The following is a 21,257-nucleotide window of genomic DNA, read 5'->3' as shown; positions in this document are numbered from 1 at the left end:
CTCGCGATCAGAGCTGCGCGAGGAGGGCGTCGAGGCGGGAGAGATCGTATCCGGCGTCCGCGCCGGCTTGCTTGATTGCGTCGAGCGGGGAGCCATCGCGGGCCTCGGCGAGGCCCCACAGATGCGCCGAGCGCGTGCCCGTACGGCAGAAGGCGAGCGTCTTGCCGTCGTTCTTGGCTAGCGCGTCGCGCATCGCGTCGACCTTCGCGGCCTCGAAAGTGCCCGAAATGGGTATCGCGACGTAATCGAGCCCCAGCGTCCTGGCCGCAGCCTCGATCTCGGCACCTGCCGGCTGCCCGGCCTCTTCGTCGTCCGGACGGTTGTTTACCACGAGCGTGATGCCCTGCGCCTTAGCTTCGGCGAGGTCGGACGGATCGATCTGGGGGCTGGTGAAGACCGTATCGGACAAGGGCTTGAACGTGCTCATGGAATTTCCTCGCTAGCGATTCCCCGCATAGATGGTGTGTGACCGGATCTCGATCAAGCGTGTGGACGCGCGGCACAAATGCCACGATTGACGTTGTCCAAAGGCAAAATTCGAATATCAGTGGGATTCTGTGCAAGGTTAAGTTATGCACAGGGTTTGTTGGGGGGAAGGTTACGCCTGATTGTGACTTTACCCAATGCGATTCGTGCCCAGCCCGGGGCCGGATTTGCGCGAGTTTATGGGCAGGACGAAGGCGTTGAGATTTAATGGGTTACGATAAAGGCCGTCGGGGACGAGGTCGCGACAAACGAGACAATATCGGCGAAGAAGGTTTCGATCCCTTCGGCGGCGGTGGTGATTTTGGCGGCGGCGGTGGCGGCGGCTACGGCAACCGTGGTGGCGGCGATCGCGGCGGATACGGCGGCGGTGGCGGCTGGCAGGACCGTGGTGGCGGCGGCGGTTTCAACGACCGCGGCGGCGATCGTGGCGGCTTCGGCGGCGGAGGCGGTGGCTTCCGTGGCGGCGGTGGCAGTGGCGGTGGCCCGCGCGGCGGCGGCATGCCCGCCCAGGTCGTCGGCACCGGCAAGGGCACGGTCAAGTTCTTCAATTCGCAGAAGGGCTTCGGCTTCATCCAGCAGGAAACCGGCGGCGACGACGTGTTCGTGCACATCAGCGCGGTCGAACGCGCGGGTCTCGAAGGGCTGGCCGAGGGCCAGGAACTCGAATTCAACCTCGTCGATCGCGGTGGCAAGGTTTCGGCGGCCGATCTCCAGGTCGTCGGCGACGTGATTCCGGTCGAGTCGCGCCCGGCGCGCGACCGCGACGAGGCTCCGCGGCGCCAGCTGACCGGCGAGAAGGCGACCGGCACGGTCAAGTTCTTCAATTCGATGAAGGGCTTCGGCTTCCTGACGCGCGACGACGGGAAGGACGATGCCTTCGTTCACATCAGCGCGATTGAACGCTCCGGCCTGTCGGGGATCGACGAGGGCGAACGCTACGAATTCGATATCGAAGTCGATCGCCGCGGCAAGTTCTCGGCCGTCAACCTGGTGCCCGTCAACGACTGATCGCATCGCGCTGCACGGCGGGTTTGACCCCGTAGCGGCGCAGGCCTAGAGGCATGAATGGCGGTCCCACAGGGGGCCGCCATTTGCTTTTGCGCAATCGTGAGAGGAGCCTGCCACCCATGTCGATCACCCCGCTGATGCCCGTCTATCCTCGCTGCGACGTGCGGCCGGTGAGCGGCGACCACTGCCATTTGATCGACGAAGACGGTACGCGCTATCTCGATTTTGCCAGCGGGATCGCGGTCAACCTGCTCGGCCACAGCCACGAAGGCCTGATCGGCGCGATCCAGCGCCAAGCCGCGACGCTGATGCACGTCTCCAACCTCTATGGCAGCCCGCAGGGCGAGGCGCTGGCGCAGAAGCTGGTCGATCACACTTTTGCCCACACCGCCTTCTTTACCAATTCCGGAGCGGAGGCGGTCGAGACCGCGATCAAGACCGCGCGCGCCTATCACCAGCACGCCGGGAACGAGGAACGCTACGAGCTGATCACCTTCAAGAACGCCTTCCACGGTCGCACGATGGCGACGATCAGCGCCTCGAACCAGGAGAAGATGCACAAGGGGTTCTACCCGATGCTCGCCGGGTTCAAATATGCCGAGTTTGACGACCTCGAGAGCGCCAAGGCGCAGATGGGGCCGCACACCGCTGGCTTCCTCGTCGAACCGATCCAGGGCGAGGGCGGCATCCGCCCCGCGTCCGAAGAATTCCTGCAGGGCCTGCGGGCGCTGTGCGACGAACACGATCTCATGCTCGTGCTCGACGAAGTCCAGTGCGGCGTCGCGCGCACCGGCACGCTCTACGCTTACGAGCAATACGGCATCGAGCCCGACATCCTCGCCACCGCCAAGGGGATTGGCGGCGGCTTCCCGCTCGGCGCCTGCCTCGCGACCGAAAAGGCCGCGCGGGGCATGACCTTCGGAACCCACGGCTCGACCTATGGCGGCAACCCGCTCGCGATGGCGGCGGGCATGGCGGTGATGGAAGCGGTCGCGAACGACGAATTCCTCGCCGAAGTGCGCGAGAAGGGCGAGCGGATCCGCAGCCGGCTCGAACAGTTCATCGGAAATTATCCCGAATTGTTCGACTTCGTCCGCGGGCGCGGGCTGATGCTCGGCATCCGCATGAAGGTCGAGAGCCGGCCGTTCTTCCAGCACCTGCGAGACAACCACCAGCTGCTGACCGTGGCCGCGGGCGACCAGACGCTGCGGGTGCTGCCCCCGCTGGTTATCGGCGACGCCGAGATCGACGAATTCTTCGACAAGCTCTCCGCCGGCGCGGCGAGTTACGAGATCCCGGAAGACTGATGGGGGCTCGCCATTTCCTCGATCTCGGGGACGCGGGCGGAGACGCGATCGCGGCGATGATCGGCGACGCGATCGATCGCAAGGAAGCACGGGCGGGCTGGCCCAGGGGGCGCGTCGACAGCGACGCGCCGCTCGACGGGCATGTGCTCGCCATGGTGTTCGAGAAGAACTCGACCCGCACCCGCGTGAGTTTCGACATCGGCATGCGCCAACTCGGCGGCAGCGCCTTCGTGCTCGACAGCGCCTCGAGCCAGCTCGGTCGCGGCGAAAGCATCGCCGATACTGCGCGGGTGCTGAGCCGGATGGCGGACGCGATCATGCTTCGCACCGACGATCACGCCAAGGTGGAGGAGATGGCCCGTTTCGCGAGCGTCCCCGTGATCAACGGCCTGACCGATCGCTCGCACCCCTGCCAGATCGTCGCCGACCTGCTGACGCTGGTCGAGCACGGGAAGCAACTGCCGGGACTCGAGGTCGCATGGTTCGGCGACGGTAACAATGTTCTCAACTCGATCATCGAGGCGGCGGGGCTGATGAAGTTCAACCTGCGAATCGCCACGCCGGAGGGCTATGAGGCTGACGAAGGCTTCGTCGCCGCCGCCCGCGAGAAGGGCGTGACGATCACGCTTACCGGCGATGCCGGAGCTGCCGCTGATGGCGCTGACGTCCTCGTCACCGATACCTGGGTGTCGATGGGGCAGGAGCATGCGGAGGCCAAGCTCGCGGCGATGGAGCCCTACCGGGTGGACGCGGCGCTGATGGCGCGTGCGAACGACAACGCGGTGTTCCTGCATTGCCTGCCCGCGCATGTCGGCGACGAGGTCAGCGAAGATGTGTTCGAGGGCCCGCAATCGATCGTCTTCGACGAAGCGGAAAACCGTATCCACGCGCAGAAATCGATCCTCCGCTGGTGCTTCGACCAGCTATGAGCGAGAGCCCTGAAAACATGTTGATCGAAAACGGCGAGACGGGGTTCGATCGCGTCCTGACCTTCACCATTCCCGAACGCCACGCGCGCGGCCGTATGGTGCGGCTCGGCCCGGTGCTCGACACGGTGCTTTCCGCACATGCATATCCTGCCCCGATCACCCACCTGCTTGCCGAAGCGCTGACGCTCGTCGCGCTGATAGGCTCGCTGCTCAAGGGCGAAAGCGATCAGCTGACGATGCAGGCGCAGACCAAGGATGGCGCGGTCGCGTTGCTGGTGTGCGACTACCGGGGCGGCGAGGTGCGCGGCTATGTCGATCACGACCCGGCAGCGGTCGCCGCGCTGGGCAGCAACCCCTCGCTAGCGGCATTGTTCGGCGAGGGCTTCCTGGCGATAACCTTCGAGGTCGGAAAGCAACGCCAGCGCTACCAAGGGATCGTCCCGCTCGAAGGGGATTCCCTCGCCGAGGCCTGTGAATCCTATTTCCGACAGTCCGAACAGCTGCCGACCCTGATCCGGGTCGCGACGCGTTCGGGTGACCAGGGCTGCGTTGCCGGCGGGTTCCTCGTCCAGCATCTGCCCGAAGGCGAGGAAGGGCGCGAGCGGTTGCATGTCCGGCTCGACCATCCCGAATGGGAGCATGTCGCCGTGATGGCGGGCAGCCTGACCCACGCCGAACTGCTCGATCCGCAGATCTCGCAGGAAGCCCTGCTGTGGCGGTTGTTCCACGAGGAGGACGAGGTGCGGGTCGAGAAGGGACCGGCGCTCGCGCGCGGCTGCCGCTGCACGATCGAGCATTACCGTACCGTGCTGTCGCGCTTCCCGGCAGACGAGCGCGCGGAAATGGTCGGCGATGACGGCGCAATCGGTGTAGATTGCGCGTTCTGCTCGAAGCGCTTCGCGATCGACCCGGCCGAACTCGGCTGATTGCCAAGCGACGCTCGCCCCATTAGCCGGGTGTCATGACCGGTCCTGCCAAACACGCTGTCGTCCTGCTTTCGGGAGGACTCGATTCGATGGTCTGCGCCGCGATCGCGCAGGAAGCGGGGTACGTAGTGCACGCGTTGACGGTCGATTACGGGCAGCGGCACCGGGTCGAGATCGAGGCATCGAAGGCGATTGCGCGGCACCTCGACATCAACGACCATCAAGTCGTCCCTCTCGACATGCGACTGTTCGGCGGGTCGGCGCTGACCGCCGATATCGAGGTGCCGAAGGAAGGCGTCGGCGAGGAGATTCCCGTCACCTACGTGCCCGCGCGCAACCTGCTGTTCTTATCGCTCGCGCTGAGCTGGGCCGAGGCGCTCGGCGGGCGCGACATCTATATCGGCGTCAACGCGCTCGATTATTCGGGCTACCCCGATTGCCGTCCCGAATTCATCGACGGATTCGAACGGCTCGCGCAGATCGCAACCAAGGCGGGCGACCAGGGCGAGCACTTCACGCTCCATGCACCATTGCAGCATCTTACCAAGGCGCAGATCGCCGCCGAAGCCGCGCGGCTCGGGCTCGACCCGGCGATAAGCTGGTCGTGCTACGATCCGCAGCCCGACGGCGCGGCTTGCGGCGAATGCGATTCCTGCCGATTGCGCAAGGCGGGGATGGACGAAGCCGGGATTGAGGATACAACGCATTACGCGGTTTGATCGGGAGGGAAATAATGGCCGAAGACACACGTGATCCGGCGATGGCGCCGGCAACCGCGCCTGCGCCGAAGGGTGCCCAGGACAAGGTGCCGGCCTATAGCTGGTACGCGCTCGGCGTCCTCGTGCTGGTCTACGTCCTCAATTTCGTCGACCGGCAGATCCTCTCGATCCTCGCCAACGACATCAAGGCCGACCTCAATGTCGAAGACGATTACCTAGGCTTTCTCTACGGCACCGCCTTCGCGGTGTTTTACGCCCTGTTCGGCATCCCGCTCGGGCGCCTCGCCGACAGCTGGAAACGCACGAGGCTGATGGCGCTGGGCCTCGCGCTATGGTCGACGATGACGGCACTGTCGGGCTTCGCCAAGAACGCCGCCACGCTCACCGTAGCGCGGATCGGCGTGGGCGTGGGCGAGGCGACCGCGAGCCCCTCGGCCTATTCACTGATCTCGGATTGGTTTCCGGCGCGGCTGCGCGCCACGGCGCTGTCGATCTATTCCTCGGGCCTTTACATCGGCGGCGGCATCTCGCTGCTGATCGGCGGGCTTATCGTCGAGAACTGGAACGCCGCCTATCCCGATGGCGGGCCGCTGGGCCTCGCGGGTTGGCAAGCGGCCTTCGTTGCGGTCGGCCTGCCGGGCCTGCTGCTGGCAATCTGGGTGCTGACGCTGAAAGAACCGGTACGCGGGGCCATCGACGGCCTGCCGACGCCCGAGGATCCGCAGCCGTTCCGCGGTTTCTTCCGCGAACTGTTTCAGGTCATCCCGCCCTTCACCATCTTCGGCGCCGCCTCGCGCGGAACTTCGGCACTGGTCATAAACCTCGCCGGGCTTGTCGGCTTCGGCGTGCTCGCGTGGGCGCTTTCGCAAGCCGTGCCATCGGGCTCGGCGCTCATGTCGGCCTTCGGCATGCCCGGCTTCATTTCGGACCAGTGGCTGTTCCTCGGGGTCGGCTACTACGCCGTATTCAGCTGGGCGATGGGTTTGAAGGCGCGCGACCTGCCTACCTTCCGCCTGACCTGGGGATCGCCGGCCTTCCTGTGCGTCGTACTCGGCTACGGCACGGTCGCCTTCATGGCCTATTCGGCGAGCTATTGGGGCGCACCCTATGCCGAACGTGCACTGGGTGCGGACAAGTCCGATCTCGGCTGGTTCCTCGGCGCGCCGTCGGCGGTCGCCGGTTTCCTCGGCGTGATCCTCGGCGGGCGGATCGCGGACTTCCTGCTCGAGCGGCGCGAGAACGGGCGTGTCTGGGTGATCCTGTTCGGCCTCGTCGTGCCCATCCCGGCGATCTGGATCGCCTACACCACAGCGAGCCTGCCGGTGTTCTACGTCGCGAGCTTCTTCGCGCAGATGCTCAGCGCCTCGGCGCTGGGTGCGGCGGCCGCTTCGAGCCAGGCGCTGGTGCTGCCGCGCATGCGGGGGCTAGCGACCGCGACCTTCTTTCTCTCGACCACGCTGATCGGCCTCGGGCTCGGCCCGTTCATGGCCGGCTACGTTTCGGCCACCAACGGAGACGATCTCTCGCTGGGCGTGCTGTCGACGCTGATCGCAGTACCGTTCGGGCTGGTGCTGCTGTTCGCGGCGCTCAAGCTCGTTCCCGCCGCGGGCGCGACCCTGATCGAGCGCGCGCGCGAGGCGGGCGAGCAGGTCGGGAACTAGACGCCGCACCCCGGCCGATCAGGTCGGGGAGACGACCCCGCAGGCGATCCGCGAGCCAGCGTCGCCGCTCGGGTCGGTCTTGTAATCGTCGGCCCCGGCGTGGAGCACCACGGCGGTGCCATCGGCATCGAAGATCGCAGCGATCGCGTCGGCGCGGTCACCGCTCAGCATTGCGTCGATCGTCCCGGTTCCATCCGCGGCCACTATCAAGTTGGGTAGGTCGCCGAGATGCGCGCCGTCGGGATCGAGCGTGCCGTGGTTCTTGCCTTCGGGATTGAGATGTCCGCCTGCGCTCGTGAAATCGGGGCGGGTGCAAGTTCCGGTCTGGTGCAGGTGGAAGCCGTGCACGCCCTCCGGCGCGCCCACGACTGCCGCAGTGACGCGCAGTCGATTGCCGCTTTCCAGCAATTGGACCGTGCCGGCGGGCGCCCCATTGGCGTAGCTCAGCGTGGCCTGCCCGACCCGGGCGGTAGGAACGTCGCCGAAGCTCATGCAGCCCGTGAGTGCGGTGGCGGCTGCGACGGTGGCGAGAATGCGTGCGGTCATGATTGGTCCTCTCTCGTGATGGGCTCTGAGATAGCAGGCAGCGCGCCGATTGTGCGCGGGTTTCGAGAGGACAACGAAAAAGGGGCCGGATTGCTCCGGCCCCTCGATCTTTGGATCAAATCCGTGCCGCTTACGGCGCGTACTTGATTTCCACGCGGCGGTTCTGAAGCTCGCGGACACCGTCCGCGGTCGGAACGCGCAGCTGCGTTTCGCCGAAGGCTTCGCTGGTGATCCGGCCACCCGGGATGCCATTGGCACTGAGGTAAGCACGAACCGAGTCGTTACGACGCTCGGCGAGACCCATGTTGTAGGCCTGCGTACCCGAGGTGTCGGTGTGACCCGCCAGCATGACAGTCGCGGTACCGCAGTTGCGATAGGCGCTGACAGCCTGGTTGAGCACGCCCTGTGCATCGGCGGTAAGATCGGACTGATCCCACTCGAAGAACACGATGTACGGACCCGTGTTGCACACTGCCGGCGGCGGAGGCGGCGGCGGAGGCGGGGGCGGCGGCGGCGGAGGCGGAGGCGGCGGGGGCGGCGGGGGCGGCGGGGGCGGAGGCGGAGCTTCCGCGCCACCGAAGTTGAAGATGAAGCTGCCCATCAAGCTGTGCGTGCGCAGCTCGGTCGCCAGGGCGTCGCCGTTGGTCGCCACGAGGTCAACGTTGTCGTGGTTGAAGAAGCGATAGCGCAGGCCGACGTCGATGCTGTCGGTCAGCGGAGCGCGGACGCCGGCAAGGATCTGCCAGGCGAAGCCCGAATCGCTGTCATCGACGAGCTGGCCGGTGAGGACCGTAGCGACGTCGACACTGGTACGGGCGATACCGACACCACCACCGACATAGCCCTGGAGGCCGTCATCGGGGCCGAAGTCGAGCAGGCCGTTGAGCATGAAGCTGAGCGATTCGGTGTCGCCAGCCGGTTCCGTGCCAACAACGGTACCGTCGTAGGTCACGCCGGCGACGCGGATCGTGTCCGGATCGGCGCCACGATAGCTGGCTTCCGCTTCGAGACGGAACGCACCGAAATCGTAGCCGACACGGCCGCCGAAATCGTAGCCATATTCATGGTCGGCATCGGCAGTGTAGCCGGCACCAGCTGCTGCGGGCGTTGCGGCGATGTCGAGATCTTCGAACAGCGAAACGCCGCCGTCGATGCCGACATACCACGCACCGTCGCGCGCCATCGAAGGCGTCGCGAGGGCAGTGGAAGCCATCGCCATCCCTATTACAAGTTTACGCATTTAATATTCCCCTTTAGCGATTATTGCCACCGAGCAGCCGTCTTACTATCGACATAAAATTGCCGACGCAAGCAGACAAACGGACCGGGTGTTGCACAAACAACGCGGTTTCCCGCCGATTCCGTCCATCGTGTCTCCGGTTGCCCGGGCGGACTGGGGAATAACCGCACGAAGGGGATCGCGTTCCTCAACTTTCCGAGATCAATCCATAGTGTGACAATGCTGCAACAATGGCCCCGATCGCCGCGCGGGCTTCGGTGTCGATTGTCGTGCCGCCGGTGGCCGCCGGAACAGTGGGTGCGGCGCTCCAGCCTCCGCTAAAAAGGCGGCGTTGTCCGGCCCCGCGATCGAAGGCGAGCATCCCTTCGGTTGGCGCGAGGAACAGCCATTGTCCGCTCTGGCGGCAGGCGAGCGTGCCATCCTGCCCTAGCCATGCTCCCGAGGCGCCCGACCCGACGATCCAGGCCTCGCCTTCCACCGGCGAAGCGGGCGGGGTGGCGGCCTCACCCTCGACCACCGCATGAAGCAGCGCGTCGAGTCGGGCGAGCGCTTCGTTGACGAAGATCTCTTTCTGGGCCTGCCCGGCGAACAGCAGCGGGAGCGACCAGCGCGGACTGGAATCGGCAAAGGTGAGTGGATCGGTCATCGGGGGCCTCCAGAGGTCGGTTTCGGATCAGGGACGGGGCAGGAGCAGCGGCAGTGACATTGCATGGTCGCCACTCTGCCGGACGAAGAAGCGCCCCGCGGGCGCGACCTCGTCCAGCACGACCAGCTCCGAGGCAGAGAGGGTGAAGACCGGCGCGGCGACATCCCACCGCGCCACCGGCATGTCGGGATCGCCAAAGCCAACCTGGTAGGCCTCGACCTGTTCGTTGAGCGGTACGTCGACCTCGTCGCGCCACGCCCGCGCGCCGCGCGCGCGCCGAGTCCAGCGCCATTCGAGTGATCCGTCGGCGGCAATCCGAATGCGAGGGTGGACCGGGCAAAGCGGACGGGTCGAAATTCCCGCATTGGCGATCGATCCCGTTACCGGGTCCGGATCGGCGAGCCCGATCGCGGCGAGTTCGCCTTCGCCGCCGAGCCGCACGGGATCGATTGCAAGCCCGGCACCGTCGAGCAGGACGAAGCGTTCGCCGGCGGCGTGATCGAGCGTCAGGTGCTCGGTTCCTCCGCGGCCGCGCAGCAGGACCGAGAGTTCGACGACGCCCCCGCCGAGCGGTTCGGCGCAGGCGAACTGCACGATTTCCCTGCCGATCAGGGCACGATTGTCCCCAAAGGCCAGCAGCTCGGGGGTCGCCGAGGCGAGAGCGAAATCGGGATCGAGCAATTGCACCCGCACACGCGCTGCCCGGTCGAACAGTATGGAGGATCCGGGGGGCAGGGGATCGAGCGTCGTTCCCGCGATCGCGCGGCGTCGCCCGCTTGCTCCGAGCGAACGCAATGCGCCGCCGGGTTCGACCGCGAAGAGTGCGGCTCCCGACCACAGGGCATGGTCGGCCGAGAGCGCCGCATGAACGCGCGGGGCCGCACCATCGCCGTAACCGTCCCACGGAAGCTCGAACGCCGACATCCAGGTCGGTGGCATCGGGTGGTCGGGCAGCGTCGGACCTTGGCCGGGGCTGGCGGCGATCGCCGCGACATCACCGGGCACCATGCGCACCAGCTCGAATTCGACACCCTCGGCGCGCCATTCCCAGCCCGCGACCCGCCACAGGCCGGGCTCGTCGGGCAGCGTCACGACGCTCCCGGGTCCGAGGCCCGGATCGAGCGTCGCGTCGCGCCATAAGCGCATTTCGCGCCCGTTGGTCTGACGGCGTGCGGCGGCGGCGATCAGCGCGCGAGCATCGGCGGCATGGAGCGCCGCGGGCACTTCGAGGACCTGCGGCTCGCCATCGGGCACCGGCCCGGGCGCGCGTTGCTGGCCCGGCTGGTAGTCGCGCGCGGGATCGTAATAGCGCAAGGCACCGAGCGAACGCGGGTCCGGCGGCAGGCGTCGCCGTGACTGCCCGGTCGCGGGAGCGAAGCGGTCCTCGCCCCGGGCGAGGGCCGGGGGCGAGAGCGAGACCGGGATGGCGGTTCCCGACGCCCGAACGGCCAGCCGGTCCCCCGCGCCGTCGCAATCCATCGGCACAAGTTGCGCTAGGGTTTCGAGCGCGGCGACGGGCGCTCCCTCGAGCGCGAAACCGCCGAACGCGTCGAGCGCGACCGCATTCCCGTCGACCGCGCCGCCCGCGAGTCCGGCCAGCGAGATCGCGCCGTCGTCTGCGACAATCTCGAACGAAAGCGCGGGAATCCGGTTGCCGTAATCGGCCAGCTGGAGGTCCTCGAACACGGCATAGGCGATCCCCCGAAAGGCGGGGCAGCTCGCGCCCTTGTCAGCCGCGATCAACGGATCGGGTACCTGGTCGGCCCCACCGGAGTGAACCCTGATCGTTCCGCCGACCTTGAGGTCGCCGGCCGCGCCGCGCAGTAGGTTGCCGTCCGCCCAGACCCGCCCGAGCCGAACGATCGGTCGGCTCGACAGCGCCACCGCGAAACTCGCCGAATAGGAATAGGTGGTGGTGCTCGGTCGCCCCTTGCCGCCTCCCGCGACCGTGCTGTCCTCGCGCAGGTCGGTCGCCCAGATGATCGACCCGCCGGCGCGCATCGTGCCGTGCACCTGCGCGATCGGCTGGCCGTAGCTCGAGGTGGACAGCGCCAGTTCGGCGAGACGCGGGCCTTCGCGCGATGTCGAGCCGATGATCGCGCCGTCGATCGCGCGCCCGGCCAGCGCGCCGATGGCAGCGCCGAGCGGGCCGCCGACGAGCGTGCCGACGGCGGTAAGGGCGAGTGTCGCCATGTTCGGGTACCTTTCAATCGGTGCCCCGACGGGTGTCGAGACGCGCGTGGGAGAGCAGGGGATACGGGGGCATGCCGGGAGTTTCGACGACCCGACGCAGGCCGGCATGGGCATGGACGAAGCCGGCCAGGGTAAGGATTGCGCAATGCGGCTGGGCGGGACCGCAGCGCAGCAGCATCACATCGCCTGCGATCGCAGGCGCCTGCGCGATGACGAGACGATTGGCGACAAGCCACGGGTCGAGATCGGGCAAGGCAAGCTTGCGCTGCCGGTGGGTCGCGGGCAGCGACGGCTGGATGCCGATCGCGACCAGTGCGGCATGGAGCAATCCGAAGCAGTCGAGTCCAGTCGCAGGGTCCCGTCCACCCGGGCGGAACGGCGTTCCGACGAGCGCGCGGGCGGCTGCGGCCAGCGCGTCGGGCGGGGTCATGCCGCGCGCGGGCCGCGGGCGAGGAGGTCGTTGCCCGGGAGGTAGGGTTCGCCGCGGAAATTGACCGCGTTGGCGAACCGCGTCGCGCACGTCTGCAGCAACCGGTCGCAGCCCTCGCGCAGCATCACGCGTGCACCGCTCGCGAGGTCGCTCGGCAGGAGGTCGCCGAGCACGACCGCATCGCCGTCGGTGGCGACGATCTCGCTCCGCAGCCCGGCTGCGCTGCCGTCGCGCCAGCGCAGCCATCCGCCGACCAGCATTGACGGGGCGGGGCCGCCCGCGACGGTGACGCTGTTGGCGTCGCGATCGACCGCGTTCAGCACCGCCCGGTGCGTGTAATGCGCCGAGCCGAGCCCGCATTCCGCACCGCAGAACTCGGCTCGGCACGAAGGGCCGGTGCGCGGCACCGGATCGCGCGACAGCTCGGCCTTGCGCGAACGCAACTCGGCCGCGAACCGTCCGCCTTCGGCGCTGACGGTGCCGATCGTGCCGGTATGGAGCCGGTGCCGTTCGAGGCTTTCCCAGTCCACCAGGCCGATCGCGATCCGGGCATTGTCGTAGCGCCCCGCGGACAGGTCCTCGGCTGCGATAGCATCGTGCGACAGGATTCCCTCGATCTCGGCGCTGTCGGCCGCGAACCCGGGATTGAGGCGGATCGCGGCGGGGGTCATGCCCGGCGCGGCGCGATGGACCAGCCCGTCGAAGGCGAGGTCGCGATCGTGGGTGGTGAAGCCGAGCGTCACCCCGTCGCGCCGGGCGACCCGCCAGTAGGTCGCCACCGTCTCGAGCGGTTGCGCGAACCACAGCCTGCTCATGCCGCCTCGCGGATTTCGACCACGCCGACGCTCGGGGCCTCGCCCGCCGCAAACGCCGCCCCCGCAATGTCGAGGCGATCGTCGGCGAAGCGAACGGGAACATCGAACACGAAGCCAGCGCGGATTTCGGCCCCATCGGCAGGGACTTCGTCGAATACCACCGTGCCGCCATCGAGCGTCCAGCCATCGCTCGTCTCGACCCCGTCCACGCTCACGCGCAGGCTGGCGGGATCGGGGCGGGTGATGCGGCGCAACTGCGGTTCGTTCGCAGGATCGCCGTACTGCTTGATCAGCGCGAACCCGGTCACGCTGCCATCGCCGGTGCCGAGCAACTGGTCGACCGCGGTGGGCGTGTCGGTCATGCCGTTCGAGCTGAAATCGAGCGGATCGCGCAGGCGGAAACCGCGGGCCGGGCCGTGCCTTGCGCGAAAGAACGCGAGCAACGTCCCCAGCTCGTCCTCCGAGCGGATACCCGGCCCGACATCGAAATGCAGCAAGGCATCGGACCACAGCGCATTGCGCCGCTCGTGGCCCGATGCGGTGATTGCAATGGTAGTCGAGAATTCGGGGCTCACCGTCGCGTCGCGACCGAGCGCCAGCGGATAGGAAACGTTGTCGAAATCGCGCATTTCGGGCTCCATCGGTTGTGGCAGGCGGACGTAACCGTCGCGGACGATCTGCGGCAGCGCCCAGACGAAGCGACTGGGCACGCCGCGTTTCAGCGCCTCGTCGAGCGCGGCGTCGATCCGGGGCCAGAAGGCATCGGCATCGTCTGGATCGAGCACGAAGCCCGCGAGGTAATCCTGCCGTGCGAGCGGATAGCCGAGACGTGCATCGACCTCGGCATAGGCCGCGCGGCGTGACCCGTCGGCGCCCGCGGTCAGCCAGTCGTAATCCTCGACCTGCAGCCGGTCGAAGGCCGGGTGTGCCCAGCCAGTCGGCAGGTTGAGCCGCTTCTGCTCGGGCATCGAGGCGTCGAGCACGCTCGGCGTGAACACCAGCAGGAGCAGCTCCGCCGGCCCGTTCGCAACATGGCGCACGGCTTGCCCGAGCGCGGCGGTGCTTTGCGCGAGCAACTCGCCCGCGCGGTCGAGCAGGGCGAGATGGGGGGCATAGAGCGTCGCCTGGAGCGAAGGCAGCGACACCATGATTCCTTCGGCGGAATAGAGATCGAGCGCGGCTTGGTCGTAGACGCAGGCATGCCCGTCGGCACGTACCCACCACCATGGTTCGCCGATCTGGAACGCGACGGGGAGGGCGGCCTCCTCGACGAGAGTCACGAAGCGCGCCGCGACGGCTTGCAGCCAGCCCATCGCCTGCTGGTTGGCAGGCGAAATCAGCGCCGACGGCGGCACCCAGCCGGTACGGGCAGGCGTGCCGTCCAGCGCAAATTGCTGCCATCCGGCCGGGCAGTAATCGGCCAGCAATTCGTAGGACAACGAGACGATCGGGGGCAGCCCCGCCTCACCGAGCGCGGCGAAATATTCGCGGTGCCAGCTTTCTGCCGGACCCGCGATCGGCGCCGTCAAATCGCCCGCGACGTATGCGCCGCCGCTTTCCGCAAGTCGCGGATAATGGCTCATCCCGACATAGTGGATCACCTTGCCGCGATAGCCGAGCGCCTCGATTTGGCGCACCACCCGCGCGGGCGCCTGTCCGGCCGCATCGTCGTAGCCGGTCGCGCAACCGGTATCGTGCGGCGGCAAGTGGACGTCTCCGATGGGCAGGCAGGCATGCGCCCCGTCGGCGGCAATGCCGCTCATCTCGGCCCAGCCCTCGATCGGCGCGGCGAGCGGCGCCTCGCTGTCCTCGACATAGCCGGGCGGCACCAGCGAGACGAACATCCGGTCGATCTCGGCCGGGTGGACCGGATCGTCGCCCGCCCAGCCGCCGGCGAGCGCAGAGAAGGGCAGCGTCACCACCGCATCTTCGGGCGAGCCGGCGGCGTAGTTCCACAACCGTACGAACCAGTTGCGCGGGTTGCCGGTCGCGTCGCGACCCTCGATCGTGAGCGTCGGGCCGTCGACCGCGTCTAGCGCGACAATCCCGCCGGAACGCCAGCGGAAGCTGAGTGTCGAACGCGCATAGTCGCGCACCGTGTCGTAGGCGAGCAGCGGGTGATCGAGCGTGTCCTCGCTCGCCCAGATAATGCCCGCCAGGTCGCCCTCGCGGCGGAAGGTCGCCTCGACCCGCAGCGTGCCGGGCGCGGGGGTGGTGATGCAGGCGAGCATCGGGCGCGGGAAATTGACCGTCCAGAAACGCGGATCGAAGCGCGCGATCGAGTCGGTCTCCTGCCCGTCGCGTGCGCGGGCGAGCCAATATGCCATCAGTGGTTCTCCAGTGCCTTGCGCACGGCCGCCGCAACCTGGCGGCCCGATCGCTGCAGGGCCTGAGGGCGCTCGACACCGCGCGGAACATCGAGCCGGATCGCGACATTGACCTGGCGCGGCGCGGCGATCGCGGAGCCGGATTCGACCCGTCCCGCGGCGGTCGGCACGAACAGTTCGGGGCCGCGCTCGCCGACGAGATAACCGCGCCCCGGCGAGACATTGCCGCCGGTCGCACGGCCCGGCAGGCCGAAGATCGCGCCGAGCATTCCGGCAAGGTCGAACGGGATTCCGGCCTTGCTCCCGCCGAACAAGCCGCCAAACGCGCTGCCCAGCGCATCGAGCGCCTGTGCGGCGATGTCGTCGAGCACCCGGGTGGCGATGCGCCGCAGATCCTCGAAGCCGAGCGAACCCTTCTTCAGCGCATCGAGCAATCCGCGCTCGAGCGTGTCGCCGGCTCTTGCAAATCCGTTGACCAGTGTCGCGTCGAGCGACTGCTTCATTGCCGCGATATCCTGCGCGAAGCCCTGCGTGTTGGCGCGCACGTCCACCGCCAGCGTTTCCACCTCATCGTCCATCGTCGGCCTCCATCAATGCGGTCATCTCGTTGCGATCCAGCGGCGCGCCTTGCGCTCCCGGATCGGCCAGCGCGCCGAGCAGTTCGGCGGGCGTTGCGCCCCAGAATTGCGCAGGCGCCCAGTGCAGCACGCGCGCCGCAACGGGCCAGGCGATCCGGGTCACCTCGGCCCAGCTTTCGTTCACCCTCCGCCTTTCAGGATCTGCCCGAGCAGCACGCGCAGCGGCTTCGTGGCTTCGGCCAGCCCCATCGCGGCGATCGCCTCGCCAAGCCGCTCGCGCGGGATGTCGTCTCGCTTGGCGAGGCAGTGCCAGAACAGCGCGTTCATCTCGGCCAGTTTCAGGCCACCCTGGGAGGCGCGTTCGACCAGCGCGAATAGCGGCCCGAGCTCGTCCTCCGCCGCGAGCAGGGCGGCGTAGCTCGGGCGCAGCAGGCAATCGCGCGCGCCGATGCGGATCGACGCTTCGCCGCGTTCGCTGTTCGCCATCAGGCCGCGACCACGGCGCCGGAGCTTTCGAGCTGCATCGTGTAATTGCGCTCGCCGTTGAAATCGCCCGCGTAATCGAGCCGCTGGATCAGGAACCTGCCCCGCAGCTTCTCGCCGTCCTCGAACGAGAGCTCGTAATCGTCCAGCGTTCCGGCAAAGGCATTGGCGCGCACCTGCGCCTCGGCCGCGCTGCCAAGGAAGATTCCCGCCGCGCTCACCGAGACCTGCCGAACCCCGGCACCCGAAAGGAGCTCGCGCCACCCGCCGCTGGCCTTGTTGGTGACCACCACCGTATCGCCGGTGATGGACATCTGCGTGGTCCGCAGCCCCGCGACGGTCTGGTAGGCGGGTGTCGCCGCGCCGTCGGAAATCTTGAGCAGGAAGGCGCTGCCTTTCTGGGCGGTCATGCGGGTTCTCCTTGAGGTGTGGTGAGCAGCAGGAAGCGAAATTCGAGCAAGCTGCTTCGAAGGTTGTGGCTGCGCTTCTCGTTGCGGGCGCGCAGGAACTGGCTCGCGACGAGCGTGAACCCGGTCTGGTCGCGTGGCAGGGCGAGCACGCGCGCCTCGATCGTCGAAAGCATCTCGATCGCGGTGTCGGCCGCGTCGCCACGCGAGCGGTGCTCGATCACGATACGGACCTCGCGCCCGGACTCGGTCTTGGTCGACCAGTCGCGACTGGCGCTGGCGGCGATCGAAAGCATCGGCGTGGTGATCGGCCCCGTCGCTTCCTCGCGAATGGCACCGAGATCGGTGAGGGTGGGATCGGCGCGCAGCCAGTCGATCAACGCGGCGCGCAAGAGCGCTTCGAGCATCACAAATCTCCGGTGAAGAGCGGCCACAACATGCGCGGCGCGTGCGAGCCACGCGCTTCGGCAAGGGCGCGCGCCTTGGCAGTGAGGCGTCGGACTAGCGAATTGTCGGGCAATCGCGTGGCTATCATCGGCCCGCTCACTGGAGGCGCATCCGGCGATAGGGCCGCCACAGCGCGGCGACGGCCGCGGGCGGGATCGTCCAGGCGTCTTCCTCATCGTCCACCCGCGTGCGCCATGAATGCGACGCCAGCCGTTCGATCCCGTGACGGATCGAGGCGGGGAGTCCTGCCCAGTCCGGCGCCAGCCCGGCGGTGAACTGAACCGCGATGCGACCGGCATTGCCGGGCCGGATCGTGCGCAGCCGCGCCGATCCGTCGGCGTCGAGCTCGAAAGCGTAATCCTCGCTTGCGAGCGGGGTGCGGGTGCCGTCGGCGGCGATCCCCTCGACGCCGAGCAGCGTGTTCACCGGCCGGGTCGCGAGTGCGCGGAAACTGCCCGCAACGGGCAGCACTTCCTCGCAGGCATGGATGAGCGGCATCTGCCCGGTGAAGGCCTCGCACGCCTCGATCGCACTGGTGAGCAGCCTTTCGAGCTGGTCGTCCTCGGCCTGGGTGGCGATGCCGAGCCACGCCTTGAGTTCGGTCACGGCCAAGGCCCCCGGCGCGGCGGGGGTGAGGATTTTGCGGTTGGTCATGAGAAACATCTCCACACCGAACGGCGGAAAAGCCCCCTCTCCTTAAGGGGAGGGGGAGGGGGAGGGGGGGGGGGCCGGACAGGCGATGCTGTGCCGCCCGCGCCCCACCCCACTGCGACTAGGCTCACCTTCGGCTCGCCAAGTCTCGCTGCCCCTCCCCTGAAGGCGGAGGGGCCCGTCGCACCTACACCTCCACCTTCAGCAGCTTGATCGCTTCGCTATCCAGCACCTGCCCGCCGACGCGCTTGGTGGCGTAGAAGTGGACGAAGGGCTTGTTGGTGAACGGATCGCGCAGGATCCGCGTCGCGCTGCGCTCGGCGATCAAATAGCCGTTGCGGAAATTGCCGAAGGCGATCGGGGTCGCGTCGGCGGCGATGTCTGGCATGTCCCCGGCCTCGACCACCGGGTAGCCGAGCAGGCGATCGGGCTGGCCCTCGACCAGGCCCGGCTGCCACAGGAACGCGCCGTCGGCGGTCTTCAGCTTGCGGATCACCGCCAGCGTGGCCGAGTTCATCACGAAGCTCGCGCCCTGGCGATGGCCGGCCTTGAGCGAGTGGACGAGGTCGAGCAGCAGGTCTTCGGGGTTGGCGCCGAGCGTCGCCGCATCGCCCGTGCCGAGATACTGCAGCGTGCCGAAGGCGCGCACGCCGTCGGCTGCGGTGCTGGTCGCGGCGGCGAGAAAGCCCTCGGGCTGGTCGCTGCCAGAGCCGTTGACGAAGGCCACCCCCTCGGCGCGAGCGAATTCCATCGCGATCTCGCTCGCGAGCCAGCTTTCGAGGTCGAACCCGGCATCGTCGAGCATCGCCTGGCTGGCGGCGGGATTGGCGTAGAGTTCGCCGGTCGGGGGCGCGATCTCGGCGAAATCGGGGGTGTCGGTCTCGGGCCGGACGGCGGTCTCGGAGACCCAGCCCGAGGCGGTGCCGCCGGTGGTGACGAGCTTGCGGTAGCCCGCGCTGCCGGTCTGGACGACCTGCGCGATGGCGCGGATCGGCGAGAGCTCGGTGAGGGTGCGGGCGATCGCTGCGTCGATCTGCTGCGGTACGGCGTAGCCACCGTCCGCAGCGACTGCGCCGGAGATCGATTTGAGCTCGGCCTCGCTGCCGCGGCGCAAATAGTGGTCGACGAAGCCCTTCACTTCGGGCGCTGCGGGGTCGCTACCGATTGCGGGGCGCTGCGCGGCCTTTCCGATCTTGTCGACGCGCGCCTTCACCTCGTCGACGTCGGTACGCAGCATGGCGATGTCGCTCTCCGCCTTGTCGGCGCGGGCGACGAGATCGAAGCTCTGCTCGAGCTCGGTATCGGGGGCGGTCTGGTTGGTGGTGGGGGAATCCATGGGCAGTCACCTTTCTTGCGGGCATGAAAAAGGCCGCTCGAAACGGCGGCCGTGGGGTGAAGGAGGGATGGGACTAGGGTTGGACCAGGTGCACCCGCGCGCCGTGTTGCATGGGGCGGGTCACGAGGCTGACCTCGAAGATGTCGACCGCGCGCAAGGCCCGCCCGGCGGTCGAATGTTCGGCAATGCGGGTGCGGAAGCCGAAGCTGAGGCCGGTCGCCGTTCGGTTGGCGAGCGCAAGGCCGGCACCGCCTGCGGGGTTGTCGATCGATCCGATCACACGCAGGCCGCGGGCATCCTCGCCGACCTGTTCGATCCAGCCGACGCGCTGCTCAGGGCGATGTTGCCAGTAGAGCGGCAGCGGGTCGCGGCGCGAAGCCAGCGAGGCGGCGAACGCGCCGTGCCGGATCGTATCGCGCCCGGCATCGCGCCGATCGAACAGCGCGGCGTAGCCGGCGAATCTCACTTGAGCATCTCCCACGCCCCGAACCTCACGGCCAATCCGATCAGCAGCAGCGCCAGCGCAGCGCGGACGATCCAGTCGACCGCCGCCTTCCACGCCGAGCGCTTGGCATCGCGCCAGGCGCCGAGCAGTTCGCGCAGTTCGGAAAGGTCCTCGCGCGCCCCGGGATCGTCGAGACCCATCCGCACCAGCACGCGGTTGGCGCCGAGCTCGCTCGCTTCCTCGACCACGGCGCGCAGCGTGACGAGGTCCGAGCCCTCGGTGGCGGCCTGCGACAGCAGGCGGGCGAGCATGTCTTCACGCATCATGGTTGACCTCCAGGCCGAGCAGGCGGCGCTTTTCATCGTCGGAGAGGAAATCGGCGGCGGTGACGCGCGCCCACAGTTTCTCGCGGTCCTCGGCCAGCTCGGGCACGCGGTCGATATCGATCGCGAGCCTTTCGCGCGGCCACCACAACGCCAGCCCTTCGGCCAGCGCACCGAGGATCTTCGCGCCGAGCGGCAGCAGTGTGAGCCGCCACAGCGCGCGATTGGCCTCGCGGTAATTGGCGTAGGTGTTGTCGCCCGGCAGGCCGAGCAGCATCGGCGGCACCCCGAAGGCGAGCGCGATGTCGCGCGCGGCCCCGGCCTTCAGCTCGGCGAAATCCATCTCGGCGGGCGAGAGCGCCAGCCCCTGCCAGCGCAACCCGCCTTCGAGCAGCATCGGCCGCCCGGCATTGCCCATGCCCTGGTAGGCCTGCGCGAGTTCGGCCTTCAGCCGCTCGAACTGTTCGGCGGTGAGGGTATCGCCGTCCTTGGCGTCGTAGACCAGCGCGCCGCTGGGCCGCGCCGCGTTGTCGAGCAGCGCGCGGTTCCAGCGGGTCGCCGCATCGTGCAGTGCCACCGCCGGATCGGCGGCGGAGAGGCAGCCGGTGCCGTGATGGTCGTCGACCGGCGAGAAGCCGCGGATATGGACGATATTGGGCGCAGCCGACTCGTCCTCGAGCGGGATGTGCACCGCCTTTTCGCCCACGCGATAGGTATAGCCGGTCGGCCAGCCATCCTCGCCCGCGACCGGGGTGACCCGCTCGGGTCGCAGCGCGAACAGCTCGCAGGGGCGACCGTCGGCACCTTTCAGCACCTGCGCATAGGCATTGCCGTGGAGCAGCAATTGCGCGGCCAGCGTTTCGAGCAGCGATTGCCCCGCACTGGTCGCGGTGACGAGACCGGAAAGCTCGTCCGCACATGGCGCAAGCGGCGCTCCGCCGATCCCTTCCGAGACCAGCCGCACCGCGCGCTGCGCTACCGGATTGTCGCACCAGGCGCGGCGCACCGAGCGGTTGTATTCGTAGGCGGGCGGTGCATCGCCCCCATCGGCGAAGAACCACGGCGAGGTGAAATGGCGCGCAATCGGCAAGCGCGAGCCGCCCCCGCCCTTGAAGGCGGCGGCGACGCTGGAAAGGAAGGACATTTGGTTTCCCCAAACAAAAAAACCCCGCCAACTTGGCGGGGTCTCAGATCATTGAAGGGCGTAGATTAAGCGGCTTTTTTCAGCCCAGCTTTATCCGCCGAAGGGAAGCAAGAAAGCGTGCGCACGAAAGCCACGCCAAAGTGCGCGACGGTTTCCTCCATCGCTTCTCTAATCGCAATTTGGGCTTTCGCTTCGTCAAATTTGATCATG

The 21,257-nt window shown here is 67.9% G+C and carries 25 protein-coding genes; 6 read left to right on the top strand and 19 right to left on the bottom strand.

Going from position 1 to position 21,257, the window contains the following annotated elements:
* Positions 1 to 7: 7 nt before the first annotated feature.
* Positions 8 to 427 carry a protein tyrosine phosphatase family protein gene (locus T8S45_RS10940; protein ID WP_322293762.1) on the bottom strand — a complete coding sequence of 140 codons (420 nt, stop codon included), beginning with the start codon at positions 425 to 427 and terminating at the stop codon, positions 8 to 10.
* Positions 428 to 693: 266 nt separating this feature from the next.
* On the opposite strand from T8S45_RS10940, the gene T8S45_RS10935 reads away from it, so the two are divergent.
* The 6 genes from T8S45_RS10935 to T8S45_RS10910 all read left to right on the top strand — a co-directional run bounded on the left by T8S45_RS10935 (position 694) and on the right by T8S45_RS10910 (position 7,036).
* The gene (locus tag T8S45_RS10935) at positions 694 to 1,494 is read left to right on the top strand and encodes a cold-shock protein (protein ID WP_322293761.1); all 801 of its coding nucleotides are present in this window, start codon (positions 694 to 696) and stop codon (positions 1,492 to 1,494) included.
* A 119-nt stretch (positions 1,495 to 1,613) separates the two neighbouring features.
* Entirely contained in the window at positions 1,614 to 2,801 is a 1,188-nt protein-coding gene (locus T8S45_RS10930; RefSeq protein ID WP_322293760.1) for an aspartate aminotransferase family protein, read from the top strand.
* Positions 2,801 to 3,730, top strand: a complete 930-nt coding sequence (gene argF, locus T8S45_RS10925) for an ornithine carbamoyltransferase (RefSeq protein WP_322293759.1) — start codon at positions 2,801 to 2,803, stop codon at positions 3,728 to 3,730. The genes T8S45_RS10930 and argF overlap by 1 nt, the downstream gene beginning before the upstream one ends.
* A 17-nt stretch (positions 3,731 to 3,747) precedes the next feature.
* The gene (hslO, locus tag T8S45_RS10920; protein ID WP_322293758.1) at positions 3,748 to 4,656 is read left to right on the top strand and encodes an Hsp33 family molecular chaperone HslO; all 909 of its coding nucleotides are present in this window, start codon (positions 3,748 to 3,750) and stop codon (positions 4,654 to 4,656) included.
* A gap of 35 nt (positions 4,657 to 4,691) precedes the next feature.
* Positions 4,692 to 5,375 carry a 7-cyano-7-deazaguanine synthase QueC gene (gene queC, locus T8S45_RS10915; protein ID WP_322293757.1) on the top strand — a complete coding sequence of 228 codons (684 nt, stop codon included), beginning with the start codon at positions 4,692 to 4,694 and terminating at the stop codon, positions 5,373 to 5,375.
* A 14-nt stretch (positions 5,376 to 5,389) separates the two neighbouring features.
* Entirely contained in the window at positions 5,390 to 7,036 is a 1,647-nt protein-coding gene (locus T8S45_RS10910; protein WP_188642753.1) for an MFS transporter, read from the top strand.
* Between the two features lie 18 nt (positions 7,037 to 7,054).
* On the opposite strand, the gene T8S45_RS10905 is transcribed toward T8S45_RS10910, so the two are convergent.
* The 18 genes from T8S45_RS10905 to T8S45_RS10820 all read right to left on the bottom strand — a co-directional run bounded on the left by T8S45_RS10905 (position 7,055) and on the right by T8S45_RS10820 (position 21,256).
* On the bottom strand, positions 7,055 to 7,582 hold the full coding sequence (locus T8S45_RS10905) for a superoxide dismutase family protein (RefSeq protein ID WP_322293756.1): 528 nt from the start codon (positions 7,580 to 7,582) through the stop codon (positions 7,055 to 7,057).
* 130 nt (positions 7,583 to 7,712) lie between these two features.
* Positions 7,713 to 8,822: an OmpA family protein gene (locus tag T8S45_RS10900; protein ID WP_322293755.1), complete on the bottom strand. Its 1,110-nt coding sequence runs from the start codon at positions 8,820 to 8,822 to the stop codon at positions 7,713 to 7,715.
* 187 nt (positions 8,823 to 9,009) lie between these two features.
* Positions 9,010 to 9,468, bottom strand: a complete 459-nt coding sequence (locus tag T8S45_RS10895) for a DUF2793 domain-containing protein (RefSeq protein ID WP_322293754.1) — start codon at positions 9,466 to 9,468, stop codon at positions 9,010 to 9,012.
* Between the two features lie 27 nt (positions 9,469 to 9,495).
* The gene (locus tag T8S45_RS10890; RefSeq protein ID WP_322293753.1) at positions 9,496 to 11,661 is read right to left on the bottom strand and encodes a GTA baseplate fiber-binding domain-containing protein; all 2,166 of its coding nucleotides are present in this window, start codon (positions 11,659 to 11,661) and stop codon (positions 9,496 to 9,498) included.
* 13 nt (positions 11,662 to 11,674) lie between these two features.
* Positions 11,675 to 12,091, bottom strand: coding sequence for an NlpC/P60 family protein (locus tag T8S45_RS10885; RefSeq protein WP_322293752.1), 417 nt, complete (start codon positions 12,089 to 12,091; stop codon positions 11,675 to 11,677).
* Complete coding sequence (locus tag T8S45_RS10880) at positions 12,088 to 12,906, bottom strand: phage/gene transfer agent baseplate hub protein (protein ID WP_322293751.1); 819 nt, start codon at positions 12,904 to 12,906, stop codon at positions 12,088 to 12,090. Before T8S45_RS10880 ends, T8S45_RS10885 begins: the two co-directional genes overlap by 4 nt.
* Positions 12,903 to 15,233, bottom strand: coding sequence for a DUF2460 domain-containing protein (locus T8S45_RS10875; protein ID WP_322293750.1), 2,331 nt, complete (start codon positions 15,231 to 15,233; stop codon positions 12,903 to 12,905). The genes T8S45_RS10880 and T8S45_RS10875 overlap by 4 nt, the downstream gene beginning before the upstream one ends.
* Complete coding sequence (locus tag T8S45_RS10870) at positions 15,233 to 15,811, bottom strand: tail tape measure protein (RefSeq protein WP_322293749.1); 579 nt, start codon at positions 15,809 to 15,811, stop codon at positions 15,233 to 15,235. The genes T8S45_RS10875 and T8S45_RS10870 overlap by 1 nt, the downstream gene beginning before the upstream one ends.
* Entirely contained in the window at positions 15,801 to 15,995 is a 195-nt protein-coding gene (locus T8S45_RS10865; RefSeq protein WP_229658180.1) for a phage tail assembly chaperone, read from the bottom strand. The genes T8S45_RS10870 and T8S45_RS10865 overlap by 11 nt, the downstream gene beginning before the upstream one ends.
* Positions 15,992 to 16,297, bottom strand: coding sequence for a gene transfer agent family protein (locus tag T8S45_RS10860; protein ID WP_188642744.1), 306 nt, complete (start codon positions 16,295 to 16,297; stop codon positions 15,992 to 15,994). Before T8S45_RS10860 ends, T8S45_RS10865 begins: the two co-directional genes overlap by 4 nt.
* Positions 16,297 to 16,704: a phage major tail protein, TP901-1 family gene (locus T8S45_RS10855; protein WP_322293748.1), complete on the bottom strand. Its 408-nt coding sequence runs from the start codon at positions 16,702 to 16,704 to the stop codon at positions 16,297 to 16,299. The genes T8S45_RS10860 and T8S45_RS10855 overlap by 1 nt, the downstream gene beginning before the upstream one ends.
* Positions 16,701 to 17,108, bottom strand: coding sequence for a tail completion protein gp17 (gene gp17, locus T8S45_RS10850; RefSeq protein ID WP_188642742.1), 408 nt, complete (start codon positions 17,106 to 17,108; stop codon positions 16,701 to 16,703). The genes T8S45_RS10855 and gp17 overlap by 4 nt, the downstream gene beginning before the upstream one ends.
* A gap of 136 nt (positions 17,109 to 17,244) precedes the next feature.
* Entirely contained in the window at positions 17,245 to 17,802 is a 558-nt protein-coding gene (locus tag T8S45_RS10845) for a head-tail connector protein (protein WP_322293747.1), read from the bottom strand.
* A gap of 184 nt (positions 17,803 to 17,986) precedes the next feature.
* Positions 17,987 to 19,135, bottom strand: coding sequence for a phage major capsid protein (locus T8S45_RS10840; protein ID WP_322293746.1), 1,149 nt, complete (start codon positions 19,133 to 19,135; stop codon positions 17,987 to 17,989).
* Between the two features lie 73 nt (positions 19,136 to 19,208).
* Positions 19,209 to 19,601: an HK97 family phage prohead protease gene (locus T8S45_RS10835; RefSeq protein ID WP_322293745.1), complete on the bottom strand. Its 393-nt coding sequence runs from the start codon at positions 19,599 to 19,601 to the stop codon at positions 19,209 to 19,211.
* Positions 19,598 to 19,906 carry a DUF6127 family protein gene (locus tag T8S45_RS10830; RefSeq protein WP_322293744.1) on the bottom strand — a complete coding sequence of 103 codons (309 nt, stop codon included), beginning with the start codon at positions 19,904 to 19,906 and terminating at the stop codon, positions 19,598 to 19,600. The genes T8S45_RS10835 and T8S45_RS10830 overlap by 4 nt, the downstream gene beginning before the upstream one ends.
* Positions 19,896 to 21,047 carry a phage portal protein gene (locus tag T8S45_RS10825; protein ID WP_322293743.1) on the bottom strand — a complete coding sequence of 384 codons (1,152 nt, stop codon included), beginning with the start codon at positions 21,045 to 21,047 and terminating at the stop codon, positions 19,896 to 19,898. Before T8S45_RS10825 ends, T8S45_RS10830 begins: the two co-directional genes overlap by 11 nt.
* Positions 21,048 to 21,112: 65 nt before the next feature.
* A complete protein-coding gene (locus T8S45_RS10820; RefSeq protein ID WP_322293742.1) occupies positions 21,113 to 21,256 on the bottom strand; it encodes a hypothetical protein in 144 nt (47 codons plus the stop codon).
* Position 21,257 lies beyond the last annotated feature (1 nt).

The organism is Pseudoblastomonas marina, assembly GCF_034374265.1.
Classification (GTDB): domain Bacteria; phylum Pseudomonadota; class Alphaproteobacteria; order Sphingomonadales; family Sphingomonadaceae; genus Alteriqipengyuania_A; species Alteriqipengyuania_A marina.
The sequence above is the reverse complement of the archived record's forward strand: the minus strand, read 5'-3'. Positions and strand labels throughout refer to the sequence as shown.